The 16,473-nt window shown below is 69.7% G+C and carries 12 protein-coding genes; 6 read left to right on the top strand and 6 right to left on the bottom strand.

Features of this window, described 5'->3' with window-relative positions; all coding sequences use genetic code 11:
• Positions 1 to 45: 45 nt before the first annotated feature.
• Both JRI60_RS01105 and JRI60_RS01110 read right to left on the bottom strand, forming a co-directional pair.
• Positions 46 to 3,150, bottom strand: a complete 3,105-nt coding sequence (locus JRI60_RS01105; protein ID WP_204223943.1) for an ELWxxDGT repeat protein — start codon at positions 3,148 to 3,150, stop codon at positions 46 to 48.
• 86 nt (positions 3,151 to 3,236) lie between these two features.
• Complete coding sequence (locus tag JRI60_RS01110; protein ID WP_204223944.1) at positions 3,237 to 4,136, bottom strand: alpha/beta fold hydrolase; 900 nt, start codon at positions 4,134 to 4,136, stop codon at positions 3,237 to 3,239.
• A gap of 248 nt (positions 4,137 to 4,384) precedes the next feature.
• Between JRI60_RS01110 and JRI60_RS01115 the strand changes: the two genes are divergently transcribed.
• The 6 genes from JRI60_RS01115 (at position 4,385) to JRI60_RS01140 (ending at position 11,084) form a co-directional block, all read left to right on the top strand.
• Positions 4,385 to 4,552, top strand: coding sequence for a hypothetical protein (locus tag JRI60_RS01115; RefSeq protein ID WP_204223945.1), 168 nt, complete (start codon positions 4,385 to 4,387; stop codon positions 4,550 to 4,552).
• Between the two features lie 82 nt (positions 4,553 to 4,634).
• Positions 4,635 to 5,666 (top strand): MvdC/MvdD family ATP grasp protein, encoded by a 1,032-nt coding sequence (locus tag JRI60_RS01120; protein ID WP_204223946.1) that lies wholly within the window; start codon positions 4,635 to 4,637, stop codon positions 5,664 to 5,666.
• Positions 5,663 to 6,721: a TIGR04500 family putative peptide maturation system protein gene (locus JRI60_RS01125; protein ID WP_204223947.1), complete on the top strand. Its 1,059-nt coding sequence runs from the start codon at positions 5,663 to 5,665 to the stop codon at positions 6,719 to 6,721. The genes JRI60_RS01120 and JRI60_RS01125 overlap by 4 nt, the downstream gene beginning before the upstream one ends.
• Before the next feature lie 39 nt (positions 6,722 to 6,760).
• Positions 6,761 to 8,182: a HEAT repeat domain-containing protein gene (locus tag JRI60_RS01130; RefSeq protein ID WP_204223948.1), complete on the top strand. Its 1,422-nt coding sequence runs from the start codon at positions 6,761 to 6,763 to the stop codon at positions 8,180 to 8,182.
• Between the two features lie 98 nt (positions 8,183 to 8,280).
• Entirely contained in the window at positions 8,281 to 10,179 is a 1,899-nt protein-coding gene (locus tag JRI60_RS01135; RefSeq protein ID WP_239470275.1) for a M4 family metallopeptidase, read from the top strand.
• A gap of 152 nt (positions 10,180 to 10,331) precedes the next feature.
• Positions 10,332 to 11,084, top strand: coding sequence for an SDR family NAD(P)-dependent oxidoreductase (locus JRI60_RS01140; RefSeq protein ID WP_204223950.1), 753 nt, complete (start codon positions 10,332 to 10,334; stop codon positions 11,082 to 11,084).
• A 15-nt stretch (positions 11,085 to 11,099) separates the two neighbouring features.
• Here JRI60_RS01140 and JRI60_RS01145 read toward each other — a convergent pair whose 3' ends face one another.
• The 4 genes from JRI60_RS01145 to JRI60_RS01160 all read right to left on the bottom strand — a co-directional run bounded on the left by JRI60_RS01145 (position 11,100) and on the right by JRI60_RS01160 (position 16,462).
• Positions 11,100 to 12,110 carry a hypothetical protein gene (locus JRI60_RS01145; protein WP_204223951.1) on the bottom strand — a complete coding sequence of 337 codons (1,011 nt, stop codon included), beginning with the start codon at positions 12,108 to 12,110 and terminating at the stop codon, positions 11,100 to 11,102.
• A gap of 157 nt (positions 12,111 to 12,267) precedes the next feature.
• Positions 12,268 to 14,493 (bottom strand): peptidase domain-containing ABC transporter, encoded by a 2,226-nt coding sequence (locus JRI60_RS01150; protein ID WP_204223952.1) that lies wholly within the window; start codon positions 14,491 to 14,493, stop codon positions 12,268 to 12,270.
• Entirely contained in the window at positions 14,486 to 15,433 is a 948-nt protein-coding gene (locus JRI60_RS01155; protein ID WP_204223953.1) for an efflux RND transporter periplasmic adaptor subunit, read from the bottom strand. Before JRI60_RS01155 ends, JRI60_RS01150 begins: the two co-directional genes overlap by 8 nt.
• A gap of 75 nt (positions 15,434 to 15,508) precedes the next feature.
• Positions 15,509 to 16,462 carry an efflux RND transporter periplasmic adaptor subunit gene (locus JRI60_RS01160; RefSeq protein ID WP_204223954.1) on the bottom strand — a complete coding sequence of 318 codons (954 nt, stop codon included), beginning with the start codon at positions 16,460 to 16,462 and terminating at the stop codon, positions 15,509 to 15,511.
• Positions 16,463 to 16,473: the final 11 nt, after the last annotated feature.

Raw genomic sequence — 16,473 nt, forward strand, 5'->3', positions numbered from 1 at the left:
AGAGCTGTCAGCCCGGAGAGCCCGGAAAGAGGCGAGTCTGGATTCTCACGGTGTGGGAAGGATGCCGAGGCGGAAGGGGCCGCACTCGGTGTCGTAACCGTCGACGGTGACGAGGACGGTCTGCCCGGCCGACAGGCTCACCGTCACGGACGACTGGAGCGTCTCGTTCGCGTCGTCGTTGCACCCCAGCGACGTGCCGGAGGCGGAGTCCGACACCTCAAGGCTCGTGTCATAGCTGGAGCCCGCCGTGGTGAAGGTGAAGACCCCCGCCGAGGGGGCCGTCCAGGCGAACGTGGAGTCCGGAGCCAGGGCGTTGTAGGTGCAACTGGGAGTCACATGGCTCGCCGCGGTGCACGTGGTGCCCTGGACGACGGCGGTGCCGGTGGCCGAGCCGAGGTCCCTGGGGATGGCGAGGAACCGCGGCTCGCGGCCGTACGCCTTGTCACCCGCCATGAAGAAGAGCCTGTCCCCCACGCGGGCGAACGAATCGGGTTCGGAGGAGTCGGGGCCGGGCACGAGGTCCAGCATCCGGAACGTGCCCGCCACCGTCCCATCCGTCCGCCACAGCTCCGCGCCGCCGGCCTCGTCCACACCGGTGAAGAGCGCCAGGCCCCGCTCCTCCAACCCGAGGATGTCGACGAGGTAATCCTGCTCCCTGGGGCGGACGCCTCCTCGCGGACCCGGAAGCAACTCCACGAGCAGGTGCGTCCCGGCCTCCGTGCCGTCGGTTCTCCAGAGCTCCCAGCCGTGGGTCTCCTCGTAGGCCACGAACACCACTCCCGAGCCCGTGGCCGTGAGCGCATGCGACGCGGAGCCCCCGAGTCCGGGATGGATGTCCTCGAGCAGGTGCGTCCCGGCCTCCGTGCCATCGCTCCGCCACAGCTCGTAGCCGTGAACGCCATCGTCCGCGGTGAAGTACAACAGGTTCTGTGAGGGCACCGGGTGGGACATCTCCAGGGCCTCGAACCCGCCCTTGACGAGGACCGTGCCGCTCTGCGTGCCATCGCTCTTCCAGAGCTGCTCCGCGCCGTATCCGTCGCGAGCGCTGAAGAACAGCGTGCCGTTCACCGCCATGAACATGCCGAGCGAGGCGTAGTTATTGGCGAAGGGCACCTTGACCAGGCTCGTCCCGCCCGGAGTGCCGTCACTCTTCCACAACCCCGGCTCGTGAAGGCTGTCATCCGCCTCGAAATAGAGGACGCCTCCCATCACCGTGAGCTCGTCGACGCTCCCCGAGGAGTCCTCCTGGCCCATGGACTTGACGGGAACGGTGCCGGCCTCGGTTCCATCGCTGCGCCACAGGGACATCCCGTTGACGTCGTCATACGCCTTGAAGAACAGGGCGCCGTTGAACGCGGTGAGCTCCCCGGGTTCGGAGGAGTCGGGGCCCGGGCGGAGGTCCTTGACCAGCACCGTCCCGACGGCGGTGCCATCGCTCTTCCACAGCTCGAGGCCATGCACCCCGTCGTCCGCCGTGAAGAAGAGCGTCCCGCCCACGTGCGCCGCTCCGGGCGTGCGCAGCCACGTGTCCTCCTCCGGAGCCACCCGCGCCAGGGCCCTGAGCTGGACCGTGCCGGCCGCCGTCCCATCGCTCTTCCAGAGCGCCTCGCCGGGGTTGCCATCCGAGGCGACGAAGAAGACCGTGCCCCCGACGACGCCGAGCGGGCGCTGCCGGGTCTGGGAGCTCCGGGTGCCGGCCCAGACGCCCGCCAGCTCCCGGGTTCCCTTCACGGTCCCGGTCGTCCTCCACGTGTTCCGCGGCCTGCGGTCCAGCGGGGAGCCCGACTCGTCCACCGGGCCCTCCGGCACGGAGAAGAGCAGCGCGCTCCCCACCGGGGTGAGATAGGGAGACTGTCCGTACCAGGGGTTCTCCGCTTCGGCCCACGTCTTGAGGGCGAGCGTTCCGGCGGCGGTGCCGTCGCTGCGCCACAGCCCGCGCGTGCCCACCGCGGCCGAGGCGGTGAAGTAGAGGCCACCGTTCCAGGGGACGAGCTCCTGGGGGGCCGAGCCGTCCACGCCCGGGACCAGATCCTTCACCTGGCGCGTGCCCGCCGTCGTGCCATCGCTCGTCCACAGCTCACGTCCGCCCAGGGCGTCGGTGCCAATGAAATACAGGGCATTGCCGAGCGCGGTGAGCGAGCCCGGCGCGTCATCGAAGCTCCGGACGAGGACCGGCGCCGTGCCATTGCTCTTCCAGAGCGACGCGGAGCTCGAGAGGAAGAGGGTGCCGTTGACGGCCTCCAGGTCGGCGATCCTGGAGGACTGCGTGGCCACGGCGACCGTTCCCGCGGGCGTCCCGTCGCTCTTCCACAGGACCTTGTCCACGGTGAAGAAGAGCGAGCTGCCCACCTGGGTGAGGAGGTGACTGGAGATGTAGGAGCTGGACGGCACGGGGATCGTCTTGAGGAGCACGGCCGCGCCGGTCCCAGCCCGCTTCCACAGCACCAGGTTGTTCGCGGCGTCCCTGCCGGTGAAGAACAAGGTGGTGCCCGTGGAGAGCAGCTCGAAATCGCAGCCGCAGCTGTCCGTGGGAGCCAGTTGCTGGAGGAGCACGGTGCCCGCCTCGGTGCCATCGCTCTTCCAGAGCTGCTGCAGATAGTTCCCGTCGTACTGGTGGTAGATGAAGAACACCGTTCCACCCACCTGGACCATGGCTCCAATCTGGTCCGAGTCACCGGTCCTGGGCAGGCGCTTCACCAGGACGGTGCCCGCCGCGGTGCCGTCCGTCTTCCAGAGCTCCTCGCTCCCGAAGTCGTCCGCGCCCCCACTCTGGGCCGCGAAGAAGACCGTCCCCTGCGCGAGCGTCAGGAGCCGGGGCCCAGAGCCCTTCAGTCCTGGCGCGAGGTCCTTCACCAGCGAGGTGCCCGCCTCGGTCCCGTCACCGCGCCACAGCTCCCTGCCATGCAGCTCGTCTTCCGCCACGAAGAGCGACACGCCACTCGTCAGGGCCACGGACCCGGGGCGGTGCTGGGGAAACCGGACCGGGCGGGTGTTGATGTCCCGCACCTGGGCCGCACCCAGCGGTAACACCTGGCTCGCGGTGCTCGGAGCCGGTTCCTGAACGTCATCCCTTCCACGTGTCTCCGTGCAGCCGCCGAGCACAACCACCATTCCGGCGAGCAGCAACCGGGTTGCCTCTGTCACCTTCATTCACATCCCCTGTGGGGGAAGGAGGACAGAGGCGGCACACGCCTCCCCCGTGAGCGCGCCGCGTGGCCCCCGCGGCGCTCCCGGTATCAGGCCCTCGAGCCCGCGTGCGTGAGGATCGCTCGCGCCATCTCCCCGAGCAGTGGGCGGGGAAAATCGTGGCCCAGCCCTTGTAGCATGAGCAGCCTGGCTCCGGGGATGGTCTCGGCCACGGCGACCCCGTGCGCGGGAGGAAGGATCGGATCCTCGGATCCGTGAATGACGAGCGTGGGGACGCGCAGGCGCTTCAGCGCCTCGGCCTGCTCGTGAGTGGCGGAGGGCACGAGCCCGTGGTTCATCGCGGCGGCCGGGTTGCGCGCACGTTCGAGCATCCGTTCCACCTTCCGCCGGATATCCGGCTCGTCGAAGGGGGCCGCGCTGCCGGACAGGGCTCGGACCATCTTCACCTGGAAGTCGATGTGCTCCTGGCGCGTGACGGGCGGTTTGCTGGCCGCCGCCATGTGCATCTCGATGATGTGTGGGGCGGGCGGTGGCAGCGGCGCCTCCGTCGTTGTCCGACCCTGGATGGCCTGCTGGATGGACTCCAGGGTCGCGGGCCGCAGCGGCGTGGACATCATCACGGTGAGGGTACGCACGCGCTCGGGGTGGAGGATGCTCACCATCTGGGAAATCATTCCTCCCATCGAGGCGCCCACCAGATGGGCCGCGGTGATGCCGTACGCATCGAGCAAGCCCACCGTGTCCGCGGCCATGTCCGCCAGCGTGTAGGGATTCTTCTGGAAGTCGAAGCAGGTCGACTGGCCGGTGTCTCGATGGTCGTAGCGGATGACGAAGTGCCCTCCGGCGACCAGCTGCTCGATGAGCTCCTCGGGCCAGGCGATGCCCTGGGCCGAGGCGCCCATCACCAACAGGATGGCTGGGTCCCTGGAGTCGCCAAAGCTCTCGGTCCACAACTCGATGCCATTGGACTGCACCTTGCGTTCCGCCATGCCGCTCTCCTTCTTCTGTGATTGAACCTGGGCGCGCGTGACGATGCCGAGGCTCGCACACGTCCGCATCAAGATTCGTGAAACGCTCCCCGCCGCGCTCAGGTGTGACGCGAGCTCCCCATCCGGGTCACACGCTGAAATCGTACGGGCACCTTGGGAATAAATCCTCCCAGCGGCGTTATGTCCGCAGCGCTTCATCGGAGCCCGAGCTCGATGGGGCGGCTCGCAAACCCTACATGGAGAACAACATGAGCAAGATGCAGCCGAAGACCCGCCTCCAGGTGAAGGACATCGCCGAGACCTCGAAGCGGCTGGGTGAGCGCGAGATCTCCGAGGCGGAGCTGAAGTTCGTCACGGGCGGCCAGGGCCCCACCCAGGGTGGCACCACCTCCGACACCGGTGACACCGACCAGTAAGAAGTAGGAATCAGGCGCGTCTGGTCCGCCAGATGGCGAGCCGGGCGCGCCTGCTTCACCAACCCCTTCCGCGGAGCGGGTCATGATTCTCATCGTGAGTGAACCCAAGGACCTGCACGCCAACGCCGTCGAGGCGAAGCTGCTCCAGCGCGGCGCCAGGGTGTGCCGCTTCGACTGGGCCGAGTTCCCTGGCACGGCGGCGATGTCCATCTCCTATCGCGGCGGGCACAAGAGTGTCCGGCTCACCCGCGGCGGCGAGGTGTTCGAGCTGGCCGAGTGCACCAGCGCCTGGTTGCGCCGCCCGAGCAAGCCTCGCGTCCCCACGCACATCCCCTTGCCGCTGCTCAAGGAGTACGCGGACGAGGAGTGCTACCGGCTCGTCCAGGACACCACCAACGCCTTGGAGGAGGTCCCCTGGTTGCCAGGGCCCATCGACGCCATCCGGCGCGCGGACAACAAGCAGCTCCAGCTTCAGTTGGCCACGCAGCTCGGGCTCGAGATTCCTCCCACGCTCATCACCAACGAGCCGGATGAGTTCCTGGAATTCTATCGCCAGCATGACGGGCAGCTCATCGACAAGTTTCCCAGTGTCGCCATGCCCGCCAGCCAGCGCACCGGCCGCGAGCTGATCCGCTACACGCAGCCAGTCACCACCCGCGACGTGGGCTACGCGCGGCGCCTGCGCCACAGCCCCATGTTGTTCCAGGCCCGTGTGCCCAAGAAGTTCGAGCTGCGCATCACCGTCGTCGGTGAGGCGGTGCTCGCCGCCGAAATCCATTCCCAGTCCACCAAGCGCACCCAGCTCGACTGGCGTCACTATGACCTGGGCCACACTCCGCACCGCGAGCACCACCTGCCGGACTCCGTCCGCCGCGCCTGCCTGGAGCTCGTCGCCCGCCTGGGACTGTGCTTCGGCGCCATCGACATCATCGTCACCCCGGATGACCGCTACGTCTTCCTGGAGATCAACCCCAACGGCCAATGGTTGTGGATAGAGGAGCAGACGGGCCTGCCCATCGGCGATGCCATCTGCACCGCGCTCATGAACCCGGGCGCTCCCACCCGTTTTCCCACCAGCCGGCCCTCGCGCGCCTCACAGGAGAAGTGCCCATGAAGGAGTCCCTGCTTGCCGCCGTCCGCGACTCGCTCGAGCTGCTGGTGCGGCTGCGCCAGGAGCGGCTCGAGCCCGACCAGGCCAAGGAGCTGGTCCGCGAGTTGAAGGCCCGTCACCCCGCTCACTGGATGAACATGGTCTGGGAGCAGGAGACGTACGAGGACAAGCGTCACTACGACATCCTCGTCGGCGATGATGACGGCACGTACTCGCTGGGCTACTGCGCCGACGAGTCGCTGCCCTGGCCCGCGCGCGGGCTACAGCGGATGAACGAGTCGCTCGTGGTGCGCGTCAACGACGAGCCCATCCGCATCAACCAGGTCATCACCAGCCTGGACTACGCGTGGCACACCCTGCACATCGGCCGTCACCTCATCAACGTGGCCATCATCGAGCAGGAGCTCCAGGGCGGCGTCGTCGAGGTCACCGACGAGGACTTCGCCGAGGCGCTGCTCGAGTTCCGCCAGCGGCGGCGGCTGTTCACCGCGGCCCAGGTGGAGCGCTGGATGCTCGAGCACGGCACCACCGAGCAGCTGCTGGAGAATCACCTGCGCTCGACGGTGGCGCAGAAGAAGCTGCGCCAGCGCGTGTCCGAGGGCCGTGAGGAGGCGTGGTTCAACAGCCACCGTGCCGAATTCGATCGTGTCCAGGTCGCCCGGGTGTTCATCGCCGACCAGGCCGAGGCCCAGCGGACGTACGAGCAACTGCGCGGCAAGCCGGGCCAGTTCCTCCAGATGGCCCAGACGCGCTTCCTGGAGCGCAACGAGCCGAGCGACCTGTTCGTCACGCTGCGGCGCGGAGAGGTCGAGCCCCAGCAAGCCGAGGTCCTCTTCTCCACCGAGCCGGGGCAGTTGGCCCCTCCCGTCAGCAGCGGGAATGGCTGCGAGCTGGTGCAGGTGTTGCGCTTCCTCCCCGCCCGGTTCGACGAGGCGATGCGCGCGAAGGTGGCGGACCAGATGTTCGAGGAGTGGCTCGCCCAGAAGCGCCGCGAGGCCCGCGTGGAGTGGTACTGGGGCGCGGCCGAGGCCGCTCCGTTGCCCGCCGTGTCCTTGTGAGCCGAGGGGCCTCGCGCCCCTGTGCCCTGGAGGTCTCTCATGAAAAGGTCTCTCGCGTTCCTGGCGTGTGCGCTCGCCGTGGCCCTGCTCGGGCCGGGGTGCGCCCACGCCCCGGCACCCACCGCCGCTTCGGCGCCCGCTGTCGCTCCGGCGCCCACCGCCGCTCCGGTGGATGCGAATGCGCTGAGGCAAGAGGCCGAGGCGGCGTACTTCGCGCTCGACTTCCCTCGCTGTGCCGAGCGCTACCGCTCGTCCGCGGACGCGAGCCCGGAGGCCGCCACCCGTGGCGAGCTCCTCTATTCCGCGGCGTGCTGCGCATCGTTGGCCGGTGCTCACCAGGAGGGGCTCGGGCTGCTGCGGCGCGCGGTCCAGGAGGGCTACCCCCAGGCCGACACGCTGGCGAATGATCCCGAGCTCCGCCCGCTGCGCGCGCTCGAGGGCTGGGACGCGGTGCTCGCCCAGGCGAGGGCCAATGCCCAGAAGGCGCCCAAGCCCCCACCGCCCCTGCGCGTGCTCGCGGGGGTCGACGTGTATGGCTCGCGCCGCGTCGATGCCGAGACGGTGCGCCGCGCGTTCGGCTTCGAAGTGGGCCGGCCCTTCGTGTTCAGCCAGGCGCTGGTGACGATGAAGGAGACCGAGCTCCGGAGACAGTACGCCCTGGCCTTCTCCCATGTGGCGTACATCAGCTACCACGCGGGCGCCGAGGCGGGCCGCGACTACATCACCGTGGACCTGGTGGACGAGGACGAGGCCTGGCGGCTGAAGTTCCTCCCCGAGCCGGCCGGGCATCCGGAGGACCCGGAGGGGCTCGTGGCGCGGTGGCGGGAGTACGAGGACCGGGCCTGGACGCTGCTGCGCCGGGGCGAGCTGGACCTCGCGAAGCCCGTCTGCCGGGTGACGCACTGCTCGCTGGGCTTCGGCCACCCCGAGCTGTCGTCCTTCGAGCCCGTCTTCGTGGAGAAGGTCCCCGCCCGCGTGGACGCGCTGGCCCGCGTGCTGCGCGAGGACGCCGACCCGAAGAACCGGGCCGCCGCCGCCTTCCTGCTCGCGTATGCCTCCGAGTCGGGTCCAGCCATCGAGCGGCTCGTGGGCTCCATCCGGGACTCTTCCCCGCTGGTGCGCAACAACGTGCTCCGCGTGCTGGGCGCCCTGCAGCGCAACGCGGACCGGCCGCTCGTCGAGCTGTCCCGCGTGCTCGATGCCATGGCCCTTCCGCAGACGACCGACCGCAACAAGGCCACCAGCCTGCTCGCGGCCGTGCTCGAGAAGACGAGCCCCTCGGAGCTGACGGCCCGTCGCGCGGACATCCTCCGTCAGGCCGGTGCGCAGCTCGTGGCCATGACCGCGCTCCAGCAGCCCATCAACCGCGACCCGGCCCGCACCGTGCTGGAGCGCCTCTCGGGAGAGCAGCACGACTCCGAGGGCTGGCGAGTGTGGCTCCGGAAGCAACAACGGCCGTGAGCCCGTTTTTCCAGTCCTCGCCTTGATTCGAGGTCTGGCTCGCATTCATGCTCTCCCGGTTCGACGGCATGCTGCCGTCGAAGGGGAGGAAGACCTGGATGCGTACCCGCATGCTCGCAGCTTGTCTCACGTTCGCCCTCACGGCCTGTGGCACGGAGCAGTCGGACCCTTCCGCCGGTGAGGCGAAGGTCGATGCCACCGACCTCGGCTCCACCCAGGACATCGAGGCGGCCCTCGCCGCCTTCCCCTCGACGCAGGTGCTCGGCACGCACGACAACGGCGTTCCGTACATGGTTCGCGGCGACTTCGGCTCGACCGACCTGTCGCTTCAGGGGCTCGCGGCCCGGGATGCTCACGCGCAGGTCAACCAGGCCCTGGCCGGCATCGCTCCCATGTTCCGCTTGAATGCCGCCGACCTCGTCGTGCGCCACCTCACCCAGGACGAGCAGGGCCACACCCACATCCGCTATGCCCAGATGAAGAACGGGCTGCCGGTCGTGGGCCAGGAGCTTGCCGTCCACGTGGACGGTGACGGCCGCATCTACGCCGCCAATGGCTCGGCCCGCGATGGCGAGCAGCTCCCCTCCCGCGCCCGCATCTCCCCCGAGGCCGCGCGTGTCGTGTCGCTCGAGAGCACGCCGGGTGGCAGCTCCACGCAGGAGTCGCCCCGGCTCGTCTACATCCGCTCCAGCGCGGACGGGCGGTTGAAGCTGGCCTTCGAGACCCTCGTCACGGGCTCGCACGAGGGCATGCCGGTGAAGGATCGCGTCTTCGTCAACGCCCTCGATGGTGCCGTCGTGGAGCGCATCTCGGAGATCCACGACGCACTCAACCGCGCCATCTACTCGGCGACCCCTCCGCCCACCCACCTGGTCCGCAGCGAGGGGCAGGCTCCCACGGGGGACCCCGTCGTGGACAAGGCCTATGACAACCTCGGCCTCTTCTACAATTGCTTCTCTCAGAACCTCGGCCGCGACTCGTTCAACGGCGCCGGGGCGCAGCTGCGGGCCACCGTCCACTACGGCAGCAACTACGTCAACGCCTACTGGGACGGCAGCCAGATGACCTGCGGTGACGGAGATGGCGTCAACAGTGGTTCGCTGTGCAACGACCTGGATGTCGTCGTCCACGAGTTCACCCACGCGGTGACCGAGTACGATTCCAATCTCATCTACTCGGGCGAGTCCGGCGGCCTCAACGAGGGCATGAGCGACATCTTCGCCGCCTACTGCGAGAGCTGGACGCGCACCTGGGCCACGGACCTGGACGTGTGGAAGGTGGGCGAGGACATCTGGACGCCCTCCACCGCGGGTGACGCGCTCCGCTACATGTATGACCCGGCGCTGGACGGCTCCTCGCTCGACTACTGGACGAGCAGCGCCGGCAGCGTGGACGTGCACTACAGCTCGGGTATCGCCAACCTGGCGTTCAAGCTGCTGTCCACGGGCGGCACGCACCCGCGCGGCAAGTCGACCACGGTGGTGACGGGCATCGGCGTGCAGAAGGCCGGCGCCATCTTCTACAAGGCCAACAGGGATTTGATGACGGCCTCCACCACCTTCGCCCAGGCGAAGACCTACACCGAGCAGGCCGCGATTTCGCTCTACGGCACTGGCTCGGCCGAGGTGGCCGCGGTGACGGCGGCCTGGACGGCCGTGGGCGTGGGCGTGTCGGTGCCTCCTCCGCCGGCCAGCCCGCTGACCAACGGCGTGGCGAAGACGGGCCTGTCGGGCGCCACGGGCTCGCAGACCTACTACTACCTGGACGTGCCGGCCAGCAAGGCGTCCAGCTTCGTCATCAGCGGCGGCACGGGTGACGTGGACCTGTATGTGAAGGCGGGCTCCGCGCCGACCACGTCCTCGTACGACTGCCGTCCGTACCTGAGTGGCAACAACGAGACGTGCAACATCGCGGCGAAGACCGCGGCCACCCGCATCTACGTGTTGTTGCGCGGGTACTCCACGTACGCGAGCGTCTCACTCAAGGGCAGCTACTAGCCTCTGGGCGCGGGGGGCACCTCGCCCGGGGTGCCCCTCGGAGTGTTGGTTGCTTGACACATGGGTCTCCGGCCACGGAGCATCCCGCCTCCCCCTGCACGGACGTGGAGCCCATTTCCGAGGCTCCCTCCCGTGGCAGGGTGGGGGAAGACATGCTGCTCAAGGACAAGGTCATCATCGTCACCGGCGCCACGTCTGGCATTGGAGCCGCCACCGCCGTGGAGGCGGCCCGGCAGGGTGCCCGGGTCGTGCTCGCCGGCCGCCGCGCCGACAGGGGCGAGGAGCTGGTGGGGCAGATCCGCGCCAGCGGAGGCCAGGCGCTCTTCGTGCGCACGGACGTCTCGCAGGAGTCGGAGATCGAGGCGCTCGTCGCGCGCACCGTCCGCGAGTACGGCAGGCTGGATGGTGCCTTCAACAACGCCGGCATCCCCGGCCCGCTCGGCAAGCTCGCGGACCTCCCGGCGGCCGAGTACCGCCAGCTGATGACGGTCAACCTGGACTCCGCCCTGCTGTGCATGCGTTGCGAAATCCAGGCGATGAAGAAGACCGGGGGTGGCTCCATCGTCAACTGCGCCTCCATCCTCGGGCTCGTCGCCGGTTCCGGCTTCGGGGCCTACACGACGGCCAAGCATGGATTGCTGGGCATGACCAAGGCCGCGGCCCTGGACTACGCGACGGAGGGCATCCGGGTGAACGCCGTGATGCCCGGCCCGATCGAGACGGAGATCTGGAGCCACATCCAGCAGGGCGAGCCGGTCCGCCAGGCCTTCGTCGACGGCGTGCCGATGCAGCGCGCGGCCCGCTCGGAGGAGGTGGCGAAGCCGGTGCTGTTCCTGCTGTCCGACTGGTCGTCGTACATCACCGGCACGGCGCTCGTCATCGACGGCGGCTACACGGCCCGGTAGGGCTCCAGGGCGCTCCTACCGCTCGTAGAAGAGCAGGCCCGGGTCGAGGATGGGCCCGGAGCCTGCCAGGGTGCCGAACACGATGGCATCCCAGGTGCGGCGCCAGTTGGTGTACCGCGCCACCTGGGCGATGCTTCCGCGTCCATCCACCGCGTACAGCTCTCCCTGCCCCACGCTCCGGTCGTAGAACAGCAGGCCGTTGGCGCCGGTGTCGGAGATCCTGCAGGGGATGATCATGTCCCAGGTGCGGCGCCAGTTCGTGTGCGCCGCCAGCAGGGCGATGCCTCCTTGCCCATCCACCGCGTACAGCTCTCCGTGGCCCGCGTTCCGGTCGTAGAACACCAACGTGGTGCGATTGGCGTCGCTGGTGGACTGGGTGAAGGGGACGATCAGGTCCCAGGTGCGGCGCCAGTTGGTGTGACTCGCCACCCGGGAGATGCGTCCCTGTCCATCCGTCGCGTAGAACTCGCCGTGGCCCGCGGCCCGGTCGTAGAAGAGGATCGAGTCGAAGGCCAGCGGGGCGTCGGGAGCCACGTCCAGGGGGAGGATGGGAAGGATGGCGTTCCAGGTGCGGCGCCAGTTGGTGAACCGCGCGACCCGGAAGATGTCCCCCTCATCGCCCGTTCCATAGAGCTCTCCCAGCCCCTCCTCCCGATCGTAGAAGAGCAGCGAGTCACCCTTGCTGGCCTCCAGGAAATTGCTCGGGACGATGAGATCCCACCCACGGCGCCAGTCGGTGTGTCGCTTCAGGAGCTGGGGCTCGCCCCCTTCCCCGCTCGGCAGGTAGAACTCCCCCACGCCCGCCGTGCCGTCATAGAAGAGAAGGTTCGTGGCTTCCGTGAACTCCAGAAAGGCGCCCGGGATGATCATGTCCCACGTGCTCCGCACGTCGCGCTGGGTGTACGCGCGCTCGAGCTTGCCGGCCAGGAAGGTGTAGCCCTCGAGCTCTCCGTCGAAACGGATATCCGGGGCCCTGGCATCGGACAGCTCCTGCGTGGATGGGGCCTGCTGTGTCTCGGTCGACATGATTGTCTCCAGGTGTTGGAAGCGCACTGCGCTGGAGATTGAGTGGGCTGGCAGATGATGTGAGCCGCGCGGTCCAATGGCAGGCGGGCGGGCGAGGCCGTGCTCGCCCTCTTCCACGGTGGACCCTCCGAGACTTCATCACCCGCGAGGGAGTTCCTCAGCCCGCCTTGTCGTGCTTCAGCTCGGAGCCGGGGGCGTGCACCAGCGTGGCGTAGAAGCCTCCCCGCCGCATCAACTCCTCGTGCGTGCCGGACTCCACCACCTGCCCGGCGTCCATCACCAGGATGAGGTCCGCCGCCTGCACCGTGCTCAACCGGTGTGCGATGACCACCCGGGTGCAGCGCAGCTCCGCCAGCGCGTCCTGCACCCGCCGCTCGGTGACGGTGTCCAGCGCGTTGGTTGCCTCGTCCAGCAGCAGCACCGCGGGCTTCATCGCCAGCGCCCTCGCCAGGGCCAGTCTCTGCCGCTGGCCTCCCGAGATGGCTCCGCCCATGTCCGACAGCAGCGTCTCGTAGCCCATGGGCATTCCCATGATGTCCTGGTGCACCTGCGCCAACTGCGCCGCCCGCTCCACCTCCTCGAGCGTCAGCGACGGGTCCGCCAGCGCGATGTTGCTGCGGATGCTGCCGCGGAAGAGCGCCGGATTCTGCATGACGATGCCCAGCTGCCGCCGGACCGCGCGCAGGTCCAACGAGGCCAGGTCCACCCCGTCGTAGAGGACCCGGCCCGAGCTGGGCAGGTACATGCCCACCAGCAGCTGCGCCAGCGTCGTCTTCCCCGCTCCGGAGCGGCCCACGATGGCCACGAACTGCCCGGGCGGGATGTCCACCGTCACGTCCTTCACCACCAGCGCGCCCTGGGCGGAGTAGCGGAAGGACACCTGCTCCAGCTTGATGCCACCGCGCAGCGTGTGCGGCGGCCGGGGCTCTCCCCGGGGCTGCTCGGGAGGGCTGTCCAGGATGTCTCCCAGCCGCTCCATGTACCCGCCCAGCAGCTGCAGCTGGTTGGCGGTGCCCACCAGCGTGGCCAGGGACGTGAGGAAGCCCGCGGCCAGGGCGCTCAGCGCCAGCATGGTGCCCAGCGACAGCTGGCCCTGGAGCACCAGCGAGGCTCCCACGCACAGGATGACGAGCGGCGAGGCCAGCCTCAGCGCGTTGCCGGCCGACTCGGTGAGCGCGTTGAGACGGCCCCGATCCAGCGAGCTGTTGAGCACGTCCACGTAGAGGTTGGACCAGTGCTCCACCGAGCGGGGCTCCACGCCCAGGGCCTTGAGCGTCGGCATCCCCGTGAGCATCTCCAGCAGGTAGCTCTGCGAGGTGGCTTCCGCCTCGAGGTTGCGCGCCAGCAGCTCGCGCTGCTTCGCCATGGGCACCACGAACACCAGCACCTGCACCACCGCCAGTCCCAGCGAGAGCAGTCCCAGCGCCGGGCTGAGCACCATCAACAGCACCAGGTAGCCGCACACCATCACGCCATCGAGCAGTCCGGAGAGCGCTCCCGTGGTGAGCATCTCGCGGATGGTGCTGTGGCTGTTGACGCGGCCCATCAGGTCGCCCGCCGAGCGCAGCTGGAAGAAGGAGAGCGGCAGGTCCACCATGTAGTCCAGGAAGCGCAGTGTCATGCGCGCGTCCAGCCACGTGCGCAGGTGCAGCAGCAGGTGCGCGCGCACCAGCGTGACCAGGAACTGGAAGACGGTGAGCGACACCAGCCCCGCGCCCACCACCATCAACAGCCGTGAATCCCCTCGGGGGATGATGCTGTCCACCACCGCCCCGGTGAGCGATGGCACCGCGAGCGCGAAGAACTGCAGCGCGGCGGACACCAGCGCGACGCGCGCCAGCAGCGGCCACTGCTGCACCACCTGGCGCACGTAGCGCCCCGCCGGGCTGGTCCGCGTGCCGCCCTTCTCGAAGCCCTCGCCCGGCTCGAACAGCACGGCCACGCCCGTGAAGGAGCGCGCGAAGGACTCCAGGGGGATGTGGCGCCGCCCCAGCCCTGGATCCAACAGGTCCACCCCGCCGTCGCGCACCGCCTCGAAGACGACGAAGTGCTTGAACTCCCAGTGGAGGATGGCGCCGGGCTCGAGCAGCTCCACCTCGTTCAGCTCCACCTTCACCCCGCGCCCGTGCAGGCCGTAGGCCCGGCCCGCGCGCAGCACGTCCAGCGCCGTCGTCCCGTCCCGGCCCACCCCCATCGTGCCGCGCAGCTCGTCCAGGCTCACCCGGCGGCCGTGATACGCCAGCACCATGGACAGGCAGGCCGCGCCGCACTCGGTCGCCGCCAGCTGCCGCACCAGCGGAATGCGCCGCTTGCGCCCGCTCCTCCCCAGCTGGAGCAGGGCGGGAAACCTGTCGAAGAAGCCTCGGGGGTTTTCTTCACTCACGGGAAGGCCACAACGGCTTGAGGACGGGGAAGAGCGCCACCAGCGCGCCGCGCGTACCCACTCGCGCCCGCGCCGTGCCGGTCATCCCGTCGTGGTAACGGTAGGTGCGTCCCTCGCTGGAGAACTCGCGCGAGGGCAGTTGCGCCCGGACGAGCACCAGCGAACCCTGCTGCAAGGACACCACGTCCCCTCGCGCCTGGCCCAGGTAGCGCCGCACCTCGGTGGGGCCCACCAGCTCGTCCGCCATCTCCGAGATGGTCAGGTCCACGTACTCGTAGGGGAAGCCGTGCAGCTCCAGGCGCACGGCGCCTCCCACGCGCAGCATCGGGCGGGAATAGCCCGGCAGCAGCACCGTCACCGAGACGGGAGCCGCGTCCCGGCGCAGCGACAGCAGCACATCGCCCGGGCCCACCGCCTGTCCCGGGCGGACGCGGATGTCACCCACCACGCCGTCGGTGGGGGCCCGGAGCGAGCGCTCGTCGAGGCGGGCCTGGGCCAGCGCCAGCTGCGCCCGCAGGGAGGTGAGCGTCTGGCGCGCGCTCTCGTCGGTGAGATCCAACATGCGCCGGACGAGCTGTGCGTCCAGCTCGCGCTGGAGCCGATCGCGCTCGGCGAGCTCCTGCGCGGGGTAGAGGCGCAGCAGGACGCGGCCCGCCGTCACGCGCTGCCCGGGGCGCACGTCCACGTTCGTGACGATGCCCGAGGCCGTCGCGGTGAGGTCCTGCCCGCCCTCCACCTGGACGAAGGCGGGCCCCTCGGCGTACTCGTCGATGGAGGCCAGGACGAGGCCCAGCACGCCCGCGGCCAGCGCCCCGGTGAGCACCCAGAAGCTCGCGCGCAACCAGACGGGCGTGAGCGTCAGCAGGTTGCCCTGGGCGGCTCCGGCGGCATGCTCCTCGAGTGCCTGGCGTCGGAAGATGGATTCAGGCCCTGCCGGCAACGCCCCGACCTCCCCGGCGCGTCCGCCGCGCTGGTGAATGGCAATTACCACACCGGTTCCGCTGGGAGGAGCGGCTCATGGGGTCTCACCCACCCGCGTCGTCCGAGGCCCGCCGAGCGCCACGCGCACGGTGGTGCCGCCGAAGACGCGCGCGGCCCCGGCGTCGGGCGTGAGGGTGGCCAGGGCGAAGACCTGCTGGGAGGCCGCGTCGACCTCGGGGGCCACGCTCTCCACGGTGGCCTGGAGCAGCCGGCCGGTGGCCTCGACGGACACCTGGACGGGAGCGCCCGGGGCGAGCCGCGCGGCCACCTGCTCGGGGACGGCGAAGCGCACGCGCAGTACGTCGGCGCTGAGCAGCCGCAGCACGGGCGTGCCCTTGGCGAGCCGGGTTCCAGGGCTCACATAGCGCGCGGCCACCATGGCGTCGAAGGGCGCGCGCAGCCGGCCTTCCTCCAGTTGGGAGCGCAGCTGCGTCACCCGCGCCTGCTGCTCCTGTTGGCGTGCCTCGGCCGCCACCAGGCGCGCCTCGGCTCCGCGCTTCTGGTACTCGGCGATGGAGAGCTCCTCCGCCGACAGGGCCGCCTCCTTGGTGGCCTGGCGCCGCGCCAGACGCTCCCTGGCCTCCTCGACCTCCAGGGCGATGCTCTCCCGCTGGGCGATCGTCACCTGCAGCGCGGCCTCGGCGGCCAGGAGCTCCTGCTGCGTCTCCCGGGCGTCCAGGGCCGCCACCACGCTGCCTCGGTTGATCCGCTCACCCACCTGGCAGCAGACGGAGGCCAGCCGCCCTTCCACTCCGGCGGTGAGCTCCACCACCTCGCCGTGGAGGACCACGCCGAGGAACTGCTCTCCCGGCTCCGCCGCGTCCGAGCCGGGCCCCCGTGAGGCCTCGGGTACCGGAGCCGTGCTGGAGGGCGATGGAGCCTGGGCGCCACGGTTGGCCAGGACGACGCCCAGCCCACTCAGCCCCAGCAGCCCGGCGATGAGCCATGTGCTCGGAGGAATCCGCCGCCTGCCCCGTCCGCCTGTCATTCCAGAGTGCT

This window comes from Archangium violaceum (assembly GCF_016887565.1).
Classification (GTDB): domain Bacteria; phylum Myxococcota; class Myxococcia; order Myxococcales; family Myxococcaceae; genus Archangium; species Archangium violaceum_B.